Origin of the sequence: Nonomuraea fuscirosea, from assembly GCF_035917475.1 — a bacterium.
Lineage (GTDB): Bacteria > Actinomycetota > Actinomycetes > Streptosporangiales > Streptosporangiaceae > Nonomuraea > Nonomuraea fuscirosea.
Window position 1 is genome coordinate 10229745 of record NZ_CP109074.1, and the last position, 14158, is coordinate 10243902.

10 protein-coding genes are annotated in these 14158 nt (G+C 71.0%); 6 read left to right on the plus strand and 4 right to left on the minus strand.

From position 1 onward, the window contains the following. Positions 1-5: 5 nt before the first annotated feature. The gene (locus tag OIE67_RS46975) at positions 6-929 is read left to right on the plus strand and encodes an aminoglycoside phosphotransferase family protein (RefSeq protein WP_326632817.1); all 924 of its coding nucleotides are present in this window, start codon (positions 6-8) and stop codon (positions 927-929) included. Here OIE67_RS46975 and OIE67_RS46980 read toward each other — a convergent pair. Further along, the gene (locus OIE67_RS46980) at positions 919-1842 is read right to left on the minus strand and encodes an NADP-dependent oxidoreductase (RefSeq protein WP_407674785.1); all 924 of its coding nucleotides are present in this window, start codon (positions 1840-1842) and stop codon (positions 919-921) included. The genes OIE67_RS46975 and OIE67_RS46980 overlap by 11 nt on opposite strands. A 135-nt stretch (positions 1843-1977) precedes the next feature. Here OIE67_RS46980 and OIE67_RS46985 point away from each other — a divergent pair, with 135 nt between their 5' ends. The 3 genes from OIE67_RS46985 to OIE67_RS46995 are packed head-to-tail and all read left to right on the plus strand — an operon-like array spanning position 1978 to position 9454. Then, on the plus strand, positions 1978-2529 hold the full coding sequence (locus tag OIE67_RS46985) for a hypothetical protein (RefSeq protein ID WP_326632819.1): 552 nt from the start codon (positions 1978-1980) through the stop codon (positions 2527-2529). Continuing rightward, a complete protein-coding gene (locus tag OIE67_RS46990; RefSeq protein ID WP_326632820.1) occupies positions 2529-4622 on the plus strand; it encodes a flotillin family protein in 2094 nt (697 codons plus the stop codon). The genes OIE67_RS46985 and OIE67_RS46990 overlap by 1 nt, the downstream gene beginning before the upstream one ends. Next, on the plus strand, positions 4619-9454 hold the full coding sequence (locus OIE67_RS46995; protein WP_326632822.1) for a DNA repair ATPase: 4836 nt from the start codon (positions 4619-4621) through the stop codon (positions 9452-9454). Before OIE67_RS46990 ends, OIE67_RS46995 begins: the two co-directional genes overlap by 4 nt. Positions 9455-9558: 104 nt before the next feature. Here the strand turns inward: OIE67_RS46995 and OIE67_RS47000 are convergent, their stop codons facing one another. Further along, positions 9559-9999 carry a MarR family winged helix-turn-helix transcriptional regulator gene (locus OIE67_RS47000; protein ID WP_245955986.1) on the minus strand — a complete coding sequence of 147 codons (441 nt, stop codon included), beginning with the start codon at positions 9997-9999 and terminating at the stop codon, positions 9559-9561. Between the two features lie 85 nt (positions 10000-10084). Between OIE67_RS47000 and OIE67_RS47005 the strand changes: the two genes are divergently transcribed. Beyond that, positions 10085-11230: an FAD-dependent oxidoreductase gene (locus tag OIE67_RS47005; RefSeq protein ID WP_326632825.1), complete on the plus strand. Its 1146-nt coding sequence runs from the start codon at positions 10085-10087 to the stop codon at positions 11228-11230. On the opposite strand, the gene dapA is transcribed toward OIE67_RS47005, so the two are convergent. Then, on the minus strand, positions 11192-12070 hold the full coding sequence (dapA, locus tag OIE67_RS47010; protein ID WP_326632827.1) for a 4-hydroxy-tetrahydrodipicolinate synthase: 879 nt from the start codon (positions 12068-12070) through the stop codon (positions 11192-11194). The two genes, OIE67_RS47005 and dapA, sit on opposite strands and share 39 nt — an antisense overlap. Before the next feature lie 71 nt (positions 12071-12141). On the opposite strand from dapA, the gene OIE67_RS47015 reads away from it, so the two are divergent. Then, positions 12142-13011, plus strand: coding sequence for a LysR family transcriptional regulator (locus tag OIE67_RS47015; protein ID WP_326632829.1), 870 nt, complete (start codon positions 12142-12144; stop codon positions 13009-13011). 15 nt (positions 13012-13026) lie between these two features. Here OIE67_RS47015 and OIE67_RS47020 read toward each other — a convergent pair whose 3' ends face one another. After that, positions 13027-13977 carry a serine hydrolase domain-containing protein gene (locus OIE67_RS47020; protein ID WP_326632831.1) on the minus strand — a complete coding sequence of 317 codons (951 nt, stop codon included), beginning with the start codon at positions 13975-13977 and terminating at the stop codon, positions 13027-13029. Between the last annotated feature and the right edge of the window lie 181 nt (positions 13978-14158).

The following is a 14158-nucleotide window of genomic DNA, read 5'->3' on the forward strand; positions in this document are numbered from 1 at the left end:
CGCTCATGACCATCGAGATCCCCGGCGCGCTGGCCGCCGCCCACCTGAAGTACGGCGGCGAGGCCGGCGCGGCGTGGACCGCCGGACTGCCGGCCCTGGCCGGGCGTTATCTCGACGAGTGGGACCTGCGCCCCGACGGCGGGCCCCGGCACGGGATCATGGCGCTCGTCCAGCCCGTCGTACGCGCCGACGGCACGAAGGCCGTGCTCAAGCTCCAGCCCGTCACCCCCGAGACCGTGCACGAGGGCCTGGCCCTGCGCACGTGGGCGGGGGACGGCTCGGTGCGGCTGCTCGACGCCGACGCCGCGACCGGCACCATGCTGCTCGAACGGCTCGACGGCGGCCGTTCCCTGGCCGCCGTGCCCGACGTCATGGAGGCTCTGGACGTCCTGTCCGGGCTGCTGCGCCGGTTGGTGGCTCATCCCGCGCCCGAGGGTGTGCGCCGGCTGGACGACATCGCGCGGGCGATGCTGGAGCGCGCGGAGCAGATCGCCGGGAAACCGGTTCCGGACGAGGAGCGCTACTGGGTCGGCGTGTGCGCCTCGGCGGTCGCCGACCTCGTCTCCGGCCCGGCCGCAGTGGGGGGTGAGCGGCTGCTGCACTGGGACCTGCACTATGACAACGTGCTGGCCGGCGAGCGGGAGCCGTGGCTGGCCATCGATCCCAAGCCCCTGGCCGGCGACCCGGCGTTCGAACTGCTGCCCGCCCTGCACAACCGGTGGGACGAGGTGCTGGCCACCGGCGACGCGCCACGGGAGGTGCTGCGGCGCTTCGACTTCATGGTGGACGCGCTCGGCCTCGACCGGCGCCGGGCCGCCGGGTGGACGCTCGGCAGGGTGCTGGAGAACCTGCTGTGGTACCTGGAGGACGGCCACGCGCTGAACGGCGTCCAGGTGCAGGTGGCGATGGCCATGCGGGCTAGATGGTGAGGACGATCTTGCCCTGGCCGTGGCCGGTCTCGACCTCCCGGTGCGCGTCCGCGGCCTCCTCCAGCCGGTACGCCCTCCGTACCGGGAAGGTGAACTCCCCCTCCGCGCACAGCCGGGCGTAACGTCCGAGCCGCTCGGCCGAGCGGTCGCCCCTGACCAGCCCCACGCCCAGCGCGGCCGCCTTGTCGTGCTCGACCAGCGTCACGATGCGCCCGCGGTCTGCGACCAGGTCGAGCGAGACCTCCAGCGCGTGCCCGCCGGCCCCGTCGAGGACCGCGTCGATCCCGCCCGGCGCGAGGGCGCGCACCCGGTCGGCCAGGCCCTCGCCGTACACGACGGGGACGGCCCCGAGCGCGCGCAGGTAGTCGTGGTTGACCTCGCGCGCGGTGCCGATGACGGTGGCCCCGCGCCTGCGCGCGATCTGCACGGCCGCCGTGCCCACGGCGCCGGCCGCGGCGTGCACGAGCAGCGTCTCGCCCTCGGCCACGCCCAGCCCGTCGATGGCCAGCTCGGCCGTCTGCACGCCGGCGGTCAGCCCGCCGGCCACCTCCCACGGCACGGCCGGCGGCTTGGGCGTCACGTTGGCCGCCGGCACGACGACGTACTCGGCGTAGGCGTGCAGCGCGGTGAACCCGAGCACGTCACTGCCCGGCGCCACCCCGGTCACGTCCTCGCCCACCTGGTCCACCACCCCGGCGAACTCGTTGCCCGGGACGCGCGGATAGCCCGGGTCCTCGATGTACGGCGGCAGCCAGCCCTGGCGTACGGCCGTGTCGAAGGGCTGCACGCCGGCCGCCCGCACGCGCACCCGCACCTGGCCGGGCCCCGCCTGGGGCGCGGGCAGCTCCATCACCTTCAGCACCTCGGGGCCGCCCGGCTCGGTGAACGCCGCCGCCCGCATCAGTTCGCTCATGCCTGCGAGCCTGCACGCTCAACCATGGTTGAGGTCAAGTGCCTTATCGTTTTGGGAACTTTCTTCTTTAGTAGCGCTTTATCTAGATATAGTCCGACAGGACGTACACAGGGGGATCTGGTATACCGAGGCGGGATGACCGACTTCTTCACCATCGCACTGAGCTTTCCGACTGTCATTTTCAGTTTTCTTCTCGTGGTCGTCGCCGCTTACTGGCTGGTTGTCATCACCGGCCTGTTCGAGCTGGAGGACGACGCCACGTGGCTGGGACTCGGGGGAGTTCCGGCCGGGATCACGCTGTCGCTGCTCATCGCGTTCGCCTGGCTGCTCTGCCTGATCGGCAGCGTGCTGGTGAGCGGTGGCCCGCTGATCGCCGTCCCCTTCGCCGCCGTGGCCGCCGCCTGGTTCGCCGTTCGCGGCCTCGTGGTGCCGTTACGCAGGCTGTTTCCCGAAGGGGACCGGCACTCGCGCGGCGACTTCGTCGGCCAGATGTGCGTGATCCGCACGGGCACGGCCACCCCGGACTTCGGCCAGGCCGAGGTCACCGCCGCCGACGGCTCGTCCGCGGTCGTGCCGGTGCGCACGACCGGTCAGGACCGCCTTGCCCGCGGCCAGAACGCACTCATCTTCGACTACGACAAAGACGGCGAATTCTTCTGGGTCATGCCGTACGAAAGTGAGCATTGATGGACGTCATCTCCACCGGCTTCGGCGTATTCCTCGCCGTCATCCTGATCATCGTGATCGGTCTCCTCCTCGTCGTCGGCCGGTTGTTCCGAAAGGTCGAACAGGGCAAGGCGCTGATCGTCTCGAAGGTCAACAAGGTCGACGTCACGTTCACCGGCGCCGTGGTCCTGCCCGTGGTGCACAAGGCCGAGATCATGGATATCTCGGTCAAGACCATTGAGATCGAACGGACCGGCCGCGAGGGCCTGATCTGCCGGGACAACATCAGGGCCGACATCAAGATCACGTTCTTCGTCCGCGTGAACAAGACCGCCGAGGACGTCATCAAGGTCGCCCAGGCCATCGGCACCGCCCGCGCCAGCGACGAGACGACGCTGCAGGAGCTGTTCAACGCCAAGTTCTCCGAGGCGCTCAAGACCGCGGGCAAGCACCTCGACTTCGTCGACCTCTACACCAAGCGCGACGAGTTCCGCGACGAGATCGTCCGGATCATCGGCACCGACCTCAACGGCTACAGCCTTGAGGACGCCGCCATCGACTACCTGGAGCAGACCTCGCTCAGCCAGCTCGACAAGAGCAACATCCTCGACGCGCAGGGCATCCGCAAGATCACCGAGCTGACGGCGATCGAGCACGTACGGACGAACGAGTTCCAGCGCAACGAGGAGAAGGAGATCACCCGCCAGAACGTGGACGCCCGCGAGGCGATCCTGGAGCTGGAGCGCCGCCAGGCCGACGCCGAGCTCAAGCAGCGGCGCGAGATCGAGACCGTCAAGGCCCGCGAGGAGGCCGAGGTCGCCCGCGTGCAGGCCGAGGAGCGGCTGCGCGCCCAGGCCGCGCACATGAAGACCGACGAGCAGCTCGGCGTGCAGAACGAGAACCGGGCCCGCGAGATCGCCGTCGCCGAGAAGAACCGCGAGCGCGTGATCGCCATCGAGTCCGAGCGCATCGAGAAGGACCGCCTGCTGGAGGTCATCTCCCGTGAGCGGGAGACCGAGCTGTCGCGCATCGCCAAGGACAAGGAGGTCGAGTCCGAGAAGCGCTCGATCGCCGAGGTCATCCGCGAGCGCATCGCGGTCGACAAGACCGTGGCCGAGCAGGAGGAGTCCATCAAGCGGCTGCGCGTGGTCGAGGAGGCCGAGCGCACCCGCCAGCAGGTGATCATCGCCGCCGAGGCCGAGGCCCAGGAGAACCTGGTCAAGGACATCAAGGCGGCCGAGGCCGCGGAGGCCGCGTCCAAGTTCAAGGCCCGCGAGGAACTGGTGCTGGCCGAGGCCAGGCAGCAGGCCGCCGACCTGGACGCCAGGGCCAAGATCCGGCTCGCCGAGGGCATCCAGGCCGAGTCGGCCGCCAGCGGGCTGGCGCAGGTCCAGGTCAGGGAGCGGGACGCCGAGGCCATCGAGAAGGTCGGCCGCGCCGAGGCCGTGGCGCTCAAGGAGAAGCTGACCGCCGAAGCGGACGGCGCCAGGGCCATGGCGCTGGTCGAGGGCGACCGGCTCAAGGCGCAGGCCGAGGGCGAGCAGGCCATGGCGCTGGCCGGGGCCGCCGCCGTGGGCGAGAAGCTGAAGGCCGAGGCCGAGGGTCTCACCGAGAAGGCGGCCGCGATGGCGGCGCTGGACGAGGCCAGCAGGGCGCACGAGGAGTACCGCCTGCGCCTGGAGGCCGACAAGGAGATCCGGCTCAAGCACATCGACGTCTCCCGCCAGGTGGCCGAGTCGCAGGCCAGCGTGCTGGCCGCCGGGCTGGCCAAGGCCAACATCGACATCGTCGGCGGCGACACGATGTTCTTCGACAAGGTGGTCGGCTCGATCACCGCGGGCAAGGTGGTGGACGGCTTCGTCGGCCACTCGCAGGTCGCGGGCGCCATCGCCGCCCCGTACGTCAATGGCACCGCCAGCCTGGCCGGCGACCTGGCCGGCCTGGTCGGCGGCGTGAGCACCGAGGACCTCAAGAACCTGACCGTGTCCGCCCTGCTCATACGGCTCATCCAGGACGGCGGCCCGCAGTCGTCGGCCCTCGGTGAGCTGCTGGAGACCGCCCGCAGACTCGGCGTCGCGGACTCGCCGGTCGCGGCGCTGGCCGGGGCCAAGTGAGCACGATCGAAGCGGGGCTGGAGGCGGGGACGTACGAGGTTCTCAGGAACCGCCTCCAGGCCCAGGCCAAGGCCCTCGCGGCGGCGGCCGAAGGCGTCAACCAGGAGCGGCTGCGCGTCTTCGGCGGCACCGAGCTGCGCCTGCTGGGAACCGAGCGGATCAGGACCGAGAACAACTGCGTCCCCAGGGACATCGTCTCCCTGGGCGACGTGATGCTGTTCGGCTACAACGTCTTCATCGGGCTCAAGCCGGAGACGACCGTGGCCGACGTGTTCGCGGTGCACCGCTTCTCCAGGGACGGCGACGCCTTCAGGTTCGACGCGGACAAGCTGGAGACGCTGGCCGACCCGGCGTTCAGGAAGGACTTCGCCGAGCTGTACCGGTACTACAAGGAGACCCGGCTGCAGCAGTTGCGGCGGGTGGATGGCAAGCTGCTGGCCGTCTTCCGTACGGGTCCGGCCGACATCCGGGTGCTGCGCTGGGCGGTCAGCAACGGCGGGGTCCCGAAATATGTGGACAACCGGGGTGAGCGCGATCACGTGTTCCCCCCGTCCCACGACTTCGAGTGGACGGTCACCACCCGCGACGACCACGTGCTCGGCCGCCATCCGCACGTCTCCATCGAGGGCGAGGTGTTCGTCGAGACCCTCGGCGGCGACCTGACCATCAAGGTCGAGAACAACACCGAGACCGGGGCCGGCATCTACGCCGAGCCGGTGGCCGAGCCGTTGCAGAGCCTGGCCGACGCCGACATCGAGTACGCCCGCGTCGGGCCGCTCATCCTCATGCGGATCAAGCCGTACAAGGAGGAGGACTGGCGGCACCTGGTCTTCAACGTCCGCACCAAGGCCGTGGTGCGGCTCGACGGCATCGGCCAGGCCTGCCAGCGGCTGCCCGAGGACCAGGGGCTCATCTTCCCCGGCGGCTACTACCTGGCCACGGGGGTCAGCAAGACGTTCGACACCGACGTCACCGACCTGGAGTTCGAGCGGGTGGTGCGCTCGCCCAACGGCGAGGACGTCCTGTACGTCTTCCACGCGCGGGGTGACGGGCGGTCGCTGCTGCTGCCGTACAACGTGATCAGGAAGGAGGTGGCCACCCCCATCGTCTGTCACGGGTACTCGCTGTTCGACGACGGCACGATGGTGGTCTTCCGCGCCATCTCCGAGGAGCCCACCCGGGTGCATCCGATGCAGGTGTGGCAGACGCCGTACGTGTCGGACACCTACGCCGCCGCCCAGCCGGCCGGGACCGGGCCGCTGGAGCGCATCGGCAACGCGGAGCTCGTCCGCGGCATCTCCGACTGCCTGTCCGTGTCGCGGATGGTCGAGGAGATGGCGCCGTCGGCCGGCACGTTCGAGGGCCTGATCGCGGCCTGCACCCGTACCTTCGACTCCTACCACTGGCTCGGCGAGCACGGCCTGCTCGGGCCGCTCACCGACGTGCGCGCCACCGCCGAGCAGGTCCTCGACGAGTACGAGAACGTCGAGCAGCTCACCCGCCACGCCGCCCAGACCCTGGAGGCGGCCACGGAGGAGACCACCCAGCTGGTCCGCCGGGCCAGGGCCGACACCCCCGCGACCGCCGACGCCTGGGTCACCCTGCTGGCCACGCTGCGCCGCGCCCAGGGCCGGCTGGTGACGCTGCGCGAGGTCCGCTACATCGACCTGGCCGCCCTGGACGAGCTGTCGGCCTCCGTGGCGGAGGAGCTGAACTCGGCCGGCCGGCGCGCCGTGGACTTCCTGTCGGGGCAGGACGCCTTCACCGCCTACCACGCCGCCGTCGAGACCCTGGCCGCCGACGCCGCCGCCATCGCCACGGTGGCCGAGGCCGCGCCCGTCGCCGACCGGCTGGAGGAGCAGAGCGAGGGCCTGGAGGTGGTCACGGAGGTCGTCGGGTCGCTCGACATCGCCGACGCCACCGTGCGCACGTCCATCCTCAGCCGCATCGCCGAGGTGCTGAGCGGCGTGAACCGGGCCAGGGCCCTGCTCGACGGACGCCGGCGCGACCTGCTCGGCGCGGAGGGCCGCGCCGCGTTCGCCGCCGAGTTCGCCCTGCTCGGGCAGGCCATCACCGGCGCGCTGGCGATGGCGGACACGCCGGACAAGTGCGACGAGCAGCTCGGTCGGCTGATGCTCCAGGTCGAGAACCTGGAGTCGCGCTTCGGCGAGTCCGAGGACTTCGCGGCGCAGCTGGCCGCCAAGCGGGAGGACGTCTACGAGGCGTTCTCGGCCCGCAAGCAGACCCAGCTCGACGACCTGGCCCGGCGCGCCGACCGCTTGTTCGCCTCCGCCGAGCGCGTCCTCGGCAGCATCACCAGGCGGCTGGCCGCGCTGTCGTCGCCGGACGAGGTCAACACGTACTTCGCGACCGACCCGATGGTGGCCAAGGTCCGCTCGGCGGCCGGGGAACTGCGCGCGCTCGGGGACGCCGTACGGGCGGAGGAGCTGGACGGGCGGGTCAAGTCGGCCCAGCAGGAGGCCGGACGCGCGCTGCGGGACCGCCTCGACCTGTTCTCCGACGGGGGCGAGACGCTGCGGCTGGGCCGCCACCGCTTCGCCGTCAACACCCAGCCGATCGATCTGACCCTGGTGCCGCACGACGGGTCCATGTACTTCGCGATCACCGGCACCGACTACCGCGCGCCCGTGCCCGGCTCGTTCGCCGACACGCGGCCGTTCTGGGATCAGCTGCTGGTCTCGGAGACGCCCGAGGTCTACCGGGGCGAGTACCTGGCCGCCTCGCTGCTCGACTCGGCCACCACCGCGGACGAGCTCGGCGAGCTGGTCCGCCGGGCGGCCGAGACGCGGTACGACGAGGGATACGAGCGCGGGGTCCACGACCACGACGCGGCGGCCGTGCTGGACGCGCTGGTGCGGTTGCGGGAGGGGGCCGGGCTGCTGCGGTACCCGGCCGAGGTCCGGGCTGCGGCGCAGTTGTTCTGGGCGTTCGGGGTGGCGGAGGTTTCACGTAAAACATTCACCACGAGGGCTCTGTCGCTGGTGCGGGCCCGGACGGTGTTCGGGCTCACGCCGGCGCTGAGCGACCTGAGCCACGAGCTCGGCGACCTGATCGCCGCCTTCCTCTCTGAGAGTGGCGGCCTCTCTGAGAGTGGCGGCGAGGAGCCGAACGCGGGGGTGGCGCGGGTCGCCGGTGAGTACCTGGTCGAGGAGCTGGGCTCCACTCCCGCCGGCTTCATCACCGCCAAGCAGGCCCGCGACCTGCTCGACGGCTTCCGGCAGACCCTCGGCCCGGCCAGGACGCGCGAGTTCGAGGACGACCTCAAGGCCCTGCCGCTGCCGGAACGCCTCCAGCTCGCCCGCGCCTGGCTGACCGCCTACCACCAGGGCCCCGAGGTCGCGGAGGCCATCGCCGTGCTGCTGTGCGACCTGCCCCGCCATGACTCCAGCGCCGCGACCACGGCGACGGTGGACGGCCTGCTCGGCGCCCACCCCCGCATCAAGGACCGCAAGCTGGAGCTCCGCCTGGACGAGGTCCTGGCCAGGACGCGCAGGTTCGCCCAGGAACGCGTCCCCGCCTACCGCGCCTACCAGCGCCGCAGGAGCGAGCTGATCGAGTCCGAACGCCGCCGCCTGCGCCTGGACGAGTACCGGCCCAAGGTCATGAGCGCGTTCGTCCGCAACCGCCTCCTCGACGAGGTGTACCTGCCGCTGATCGGCGACAACCTGGCCAAACAGCTCGGCGCGGCCGGCGCCGGCAAGCGCACCGACCAGATGGGCCTGCTCCTGCTCATCTCCCCGCCCGGCTACGGCAAGACCACTCTGATGGAGTACGTGGCCAGCCGCCTCGGCCTCGTCTTCGTCAAGGTGAACGGCCCCGCCCTGGGCCACGAGGTGACCTCGCTGGACCCGGCGGACGCGCCCGACGCGACGGCCAGGCAGGAGGTGGAGAAGATCTCGTTTGCGCTGGAGACGGGCAACAACACCCTGCTCTACCTCGACGACATCCAGCACACCTCGCCCGAGCTGCTGCAGAAGTTCATCTCCCTCTGTGACGCCCAGCGCCGCATCGAGGGCGTCTGGAACGGCCGCACCCGGACCTACGACCTGCGCGGCAAGCGGTTCGCGGTGTGCATGGCGGGCAACCCGTACACCGAGTCGGGCCGGCGCTTCCGCATCCCCGACATGCTGGCCAACCGGGCCGACGTGTGGAACCTGGGCGACGTGCTCTCCGGCAAGGAGGAGCTGTTCGCGCTGAGCTACGTGGACAACGCCCTCACCTCCAACCCCGTGCTCGCTCCCCTGTCCGGGGGCGACCGGGCGGACGTGGAGCTGCTGGTACGCCTGGCGAAGGACGACCCGACGGTCCGGCCCGACCAGCTGAAGCACCCGTACACGAAGCCGGAGCTGGACCAGATGCTCAGCGTGCTGGCCAAGCTGGTCCGGGTGCAGGAGGTGGTCCTGGCCAACAACCAGGCCTACATCGCCTCGGCGTCCCAGTCCGACGCCGCCCGTACGGAGCCACCGTACCGGCTGCAGGGCTCGTACCGGAACATGAACAAGCTGGCCGAGCGGATCGTCCCCGCCATGAACGACGCCGAGCTGGAGTCGGTGATCGACGACCACTACCTCGGCGAGGCGCAGACGCTCACCAGCGACGCGGAGGCGAACCTGCTCAAGCTGGCCGAGCTGCGCGGCCGGCTGACCCCGGCCCAGGCGGAGCGCTGGGCGGAGGTCAAGGCCGCCTACCTCAAGGCGCGGGCGCTGGGCGGGGCGGAGGACGATCCGATGGTGCGGGCGGTGGGCGCGCTCGGTCTGCTGGCCGACCGGGTGAGCGAGGTCGGCTCCGCCATCAAGGACTCGACCCGCTGACACGACGCGCCACTAAGGGCTGGGCCCGCTGACAAGCCGCAGACTCGCCTCATCAGGAAGCCACGGCCACTCAGGACACGAGGAGGAGACGCCGCGCCGAGCGCCTACTCCTCGTTCAACCCCTGGGTGGCCTCGCGCTGGATGGCCGCAGACCGGTTGAGCCAGTCGAGGATCAGCTCCAGCTCGTCATCGGTGTAACGCTCGTACAGCTGCGACAGCGCCACCACGAACGGCTCGAACAGCTCCGAGAAGCCGGCCAGCCGCTCGAAGTTGATCTCGACGATGACCCGCCGCCGGTCCTTGGTGTCGCGGACGCGTCGCACCAGCCACTTGCCCTCCAGCCGGTCGATCAGCCCGCTGACCGTGGCCGGCGCCAGGCCCGTGTGCTGGGCGATCTCCCCCGCTGTCAGGGGTCCCAGGCGTTGCAGCAGGTCGAGCGTCTTCTCCTCGGTCATGCCCAGGCCGAGCCGGTCGCCCATGGCGCTGTGGTACATCACGGCGGCGTTGCTGTGCTCACGCCCCGCGACGGTGAGAGCCTCGAGCAATTTATTTCGCCGATACGAAACATCTCTCGACACAGCCCACCACCTCTGCCTAATATTTCGTTCGGACGAACGAAAGGTTATCACCATGAAGGCCCTGATCATAGGCTGCGGCATCGGCGGCCCCGTCGCAGCCATGGCGCTCCGCGAAGTGGGCATCGAAGCGGAGATCTTCGAGGCGTACGGGCAGGGCGCCGACGACGTCGGCTCCTTCCTGAACATCGCCTCCAACGGCCTGGCCGCACTGCGCACGCTCGGCGCCCACCGCAAGGTCCTGGCCACGGCCATCCCCACCCCGCGCATGGTCATGTGGAGCGGCTCGGGCAAACGCCTCGGCGAGGTGGCCAACGGCCTACGGCTCGACGACGGCACCGTGAGCCACACGGTCCTGCGCTCCGACCTCTACCGGACCGTCCGCGACGAGGCCGAGCAGCGCGGCATCCGCGTCTCCCTCGGCAAGCGCATGATCTCGTACGAGGACACGGGGCCGCAGGTGACGGTCACGTTCGAGGACGGCACCCAAGCCACCGGCGACCTGCTCATCGCCTGCGACGGCGTGCACTCGCGCACCCGTACGCTGCTCGACCCGCAGGCCCCTGCGCCGCGCTACAGCGGCCTGTACAGCTTCGGCGGCATCGTCGAGGACGCCGGAGTGTCCGGCGAGCCCGGCGTGTACAACATGGTCTTCGGCAAGCGCGCGTTCTTCGGCTACACGGTGGCCGAGTCGGGCGAGACCTGGTGGTTCGCGAACCTGCCCCGGCGGCTCGGCGACGTACCGGCCGACTGGACGCCGGTGCTGGCCGAGGCGTTCGAGGACGACGCGAACTTCTCGGCCGACCTCATCCGCCGCGGCGGCGTCGACCTGGCGCTCCCGGTCCACGACCTGCCCCCGGTGCCGGTCTGGCACCGCGGCCGGGTGCTGCTGACCGGCGACGCCGCGCACGCCACCTCGCCCAGCTCCGGCCAGGGCGCCTCGCTCGCCATCGAGGACGCGATCGTGCTGGCCCGGTGCCTGCGCGACAGCGGCGGGCACGAGGAGGCGTTCCGCCGGTTCGAGGCCGAGCGGCGCCCGCGCGTGGAGCGGGTCGTCGCCTACTCCAGAACCATCAGCAACAGCAAGGCCGCGGGCCCGGTCGCCCGGGTGTTCCGCGACCTGATGATGCCGTTCTTCCTCAAGCGGAGCGCGAGCCAGGAGTCACTCGCCTGGATGTACCGCTACCAGCCGAGCCTGTGACACCGACTCCGCGCCGGCCGGCACCAGCGGCAGGCGCACGTCCGGGGTCGGGATCAGGCGCTGGGCGTGCAGCACGCCCTTGATCACCGTCGGATTCGGCTCGGCGAACAGCGCCGCCGAGAGCCGGGCCAGCCGGTGCCCCAGCCGCCGCGCCCGCACGGCGTCCCCCTCGTGCCACGCGTCGACCAGGTCGGCGAAGCTCCTGGTCTCCAGGTGCGCGGAGGCGAGGATGCCGCCCGCCGCCCCGAGGGCGAGCAGCGGCGAGATGAACGCGTCGTCCCCGCCCAGCACCTCGAACCCGTCGGGCAGGTCGCCCAGCAGGCTCACCGCGTCCTGGTCGATCCCGCCCGCCGCGTACTTCACCCCTGCGATCCTCGGGTGCTCCCCGAGCCGGCGCAGTGTGGCGGCGCTGACGGGCTGCCCGGTCCGGTAGGGAATGTGGTAGATCACCAGCGGCACCGGCGTCTCCTCCGCCAGCGCCTCGAAGTGCGCGACGACGCCGCGTTCGCCGGGACGCAGGAAGTACGGCACGATCACCAGCGCCGCCCCCACCCCCGAAGGCAGCTCACGCAACGCCCGCGCGGTCGAACGCGTGTCGTTGCCCGTCACCCCCACCGTCAGCAGCGCCTGCCGCTCGGCGCAGACCCGTGCGCACACCTCGATCACCCGGGCCCGTTCCCCTGGGTCGAGCGTGGCCACCTCGCCGGTGGTGCCCAACGCCACCAGCCCCTTCGCGCCCTGGTCGAGCACCTGGTGGGCGAGCTTCTCGATCGCGTCCACGGCCACCTCGCCCGAGGCGTCGAACGGCGTGACCAGCGGTACGTGGATTCCTGTCAGCATGCTTCGAGCGTGACGGCTGCCGACCCGTTAGGTCCAGCACGGATTTCTTCGTTCGAGATTAAGCTCACCTTATGCTCGACCCGCGCAAGCTCCACCTGCTCCGCGAACTCGCCCGGCGCGGCACGATCGCCGCCGTCGCGGAGGCGGTCACGTTCACGCCGTCCGCCGTCTCCCAGCAGCTCAGCGCGCTGGAACGGGAGGCGGGCGTGCGGCTGCTCGAACGCACCGGGCGTACGGTGGCGCTGACGCCCGCCGGGCACCTGCTCGTCGAGCACGCGCAGGCCGTACTGGAACAGCTCGAACGCGCCTCGGCCGCCCTCGCCGCCGTGCGAGGCGGCCCCTCGGGCCCGCTGCGCATCGGCGCCTTCCCCACGGCCGCCCGCGTCCTGCTCCCACCCGCCCTCGCCACCTTGACCGGCGCGCACCCCGGCCTGGAACCCATGGTGTCCGAGATCGACCCGGCCGACGTCTCGGCGGCGCTGCGGGCGGGTGAGCTTGACGTGGCCCTCGTCCACGAGTACGACTTCGTCCCGCCCGTCACCGACGCGTCCACCGAGACCGAGCCCCTGTTCACCGAGCCGATGTACCTCACCGACCGCCCTTCCGTGGCCGCCGCCCGCGCCGACGCCTGGATCATGAACAAGCCCGGCACGCTCTGCCACACCATGGCGATCAGAGCCTGCCAGGCGGCCGGCTTCGAGCCGCTGGTCCGCCACCACATCGACGACTTCGACACGGTCCTCGCCTTCGCCGCCGCCGGTCAGGGCGTCGCGCTCGTCCCCCGCCTGGCGGCCGTGAACCCGCCGCGAGCCGTACGCCTGACCCGGCTACCGCTGAGCCGGCGCACGCTGGCGGCGTTCAGAAGGGGCAACGGCGAGCACCCGGCGATCAGAGCCGCCATAACCGCCTTCCACACCGCCCTCCCCCACCTCCCCCTCTGACCACCACCAGAACGACTACCGATCGAGAACGGCATCGAGCACGGCGCCCGCACTGCTGTGCGCCTGGTCGTACTCTCCCGCCGTCACCGCCACCACCAGCCCCTCCTCCGAAACCACCAGCAACCGCTGCCCACCGTTCCCGATGCCCTCGGCCCAGCGGCGTTCGCCGGTGCTCAGGTACCACTGGTAGCCGTACTCGAACCCGTCCTCGATCACCACCCGGGGCCGCGACATCTCCTGGATCCAGGCGCCGGGCACGATGTCCCGCCCGCCGTCGAGCACGAGCTGCCCGATCGCCGCCAGGTCCACGGGCCGCAGCCGCAGCCCGGACGCGGCCGCCGCCACGCCGTCGCTCCCCTTGCCCCAGGCGTACCGGGAGATCCCGAGCGGCTTGAAGAGCCGTTCCGCCGCGTACTCCTCAAGCGCCCGCCCGGTCCCCCGCGCGATGATCGCGCCGATCAGCGCCGACGCCCCACCGCAGTAGTTCCACCGCTCACCCGGCGCCTCCACGATGGGCCGCCCCAGCACATAGCGGTACCGGTCGGGCGCCAGCTCCATCGCGATCTCACCGTTGGCCGGATCGGTGTAGGGCAGGGACTCGTCCCACTCCAGCCCGAGCGTCATGGTCAACGCATGCTCGACCGTGAGCCGCCCCCGCTCCGGATCCGCCCCCAAATCCCGATATTCCGGAAACTGCCCCACCAACGACTCCCCCGGCCCCGGCACCAGCCCCTCCCCCAACGCGACCCCGTACACCAGCGCCACCACACTCTTGGACACGGACCGCAGATCGTGCAACGTGTCCCGCCCGAACACGACGTGCCCCAGATCCTCCCCCAGATGATGATCGCGCCCAGCCCCATACCGCTCGACCTCGACCCGCCCGCCCCGCATCACCACAAGCCCATGCAGCTGGGGCGCCCTCCCGGCCCGCACCACCTCATCAACCCGCTCAGCCACTCCCACGAAACACCCTCCTTCGCCATCGACCCACCCACACCCACAGCCTCACACGATGCCACCCGCAACCCAACCCCCTGAGACAAGCGACGCCACGGGAACCGCCGTTTCGGATAACCCCACTTGCCTATCTGGAGATCCGTTATTTCCCCCTCCTCGCCCTGACCCCGATATACATGGGCAAGTC

What these genes read in the sequence shown, in the direction of transcription:
- OIE67_RS46975 (WP_326632817.1), top strand. Translation starts at nt 6, where the DNA reads ATGACCATCGAGATCCCCGGCGCGCTGGCCGCCGCCCACCTGAAGTAC.
- dapA (WP_326632827.1), bottom strand. Translation starts at nt 12,070, where the DNA reads ATGCTGACAGGAATCCACGTACCGCTGGTCACGCCGTTCGACGCCTCG.
- OIE67_RS47015 (WP_326632829.1), top strand. Translation starts at nt 12,142, where the DNA reads ATGCTCGACCCGCGCAAGCTCCACCTGCTCCGCGAACTCGCCCGGCGC.
- OIE67_RS47005 (WP_326632825.1), top strand. Translation starts at nt 10,085, where the DNA reads ATGAAGGCCCTGATCATAGGCTGCGGCATCGGCGGCCCCGTCGCAGCC.
- OIE67_RS46990 (WP_326632820.1), top strand. Translation starts at nt 2,529, where the DNA reads ATGGACGTCATCTCCACCGGCTTCGGCGTATTCCTCGCCGTCATCCTG.
- OIE67_RS46985 (WP_326632819.1), top strand. Translation starts at nt 1,978, where the DNA reads ATGACCGACTTCTTCACCATCGCACTGAGCTTTCCGACTGTCATTTTC.
- OIE67_RS46980 (WP_407674785.1), bottom strand. Translation starts at nt 1,842, where the DNA reads ATGAGCGAACTGATGCGGGCGGCGGCGTTCACCGAGCCGGGCGGCCCC.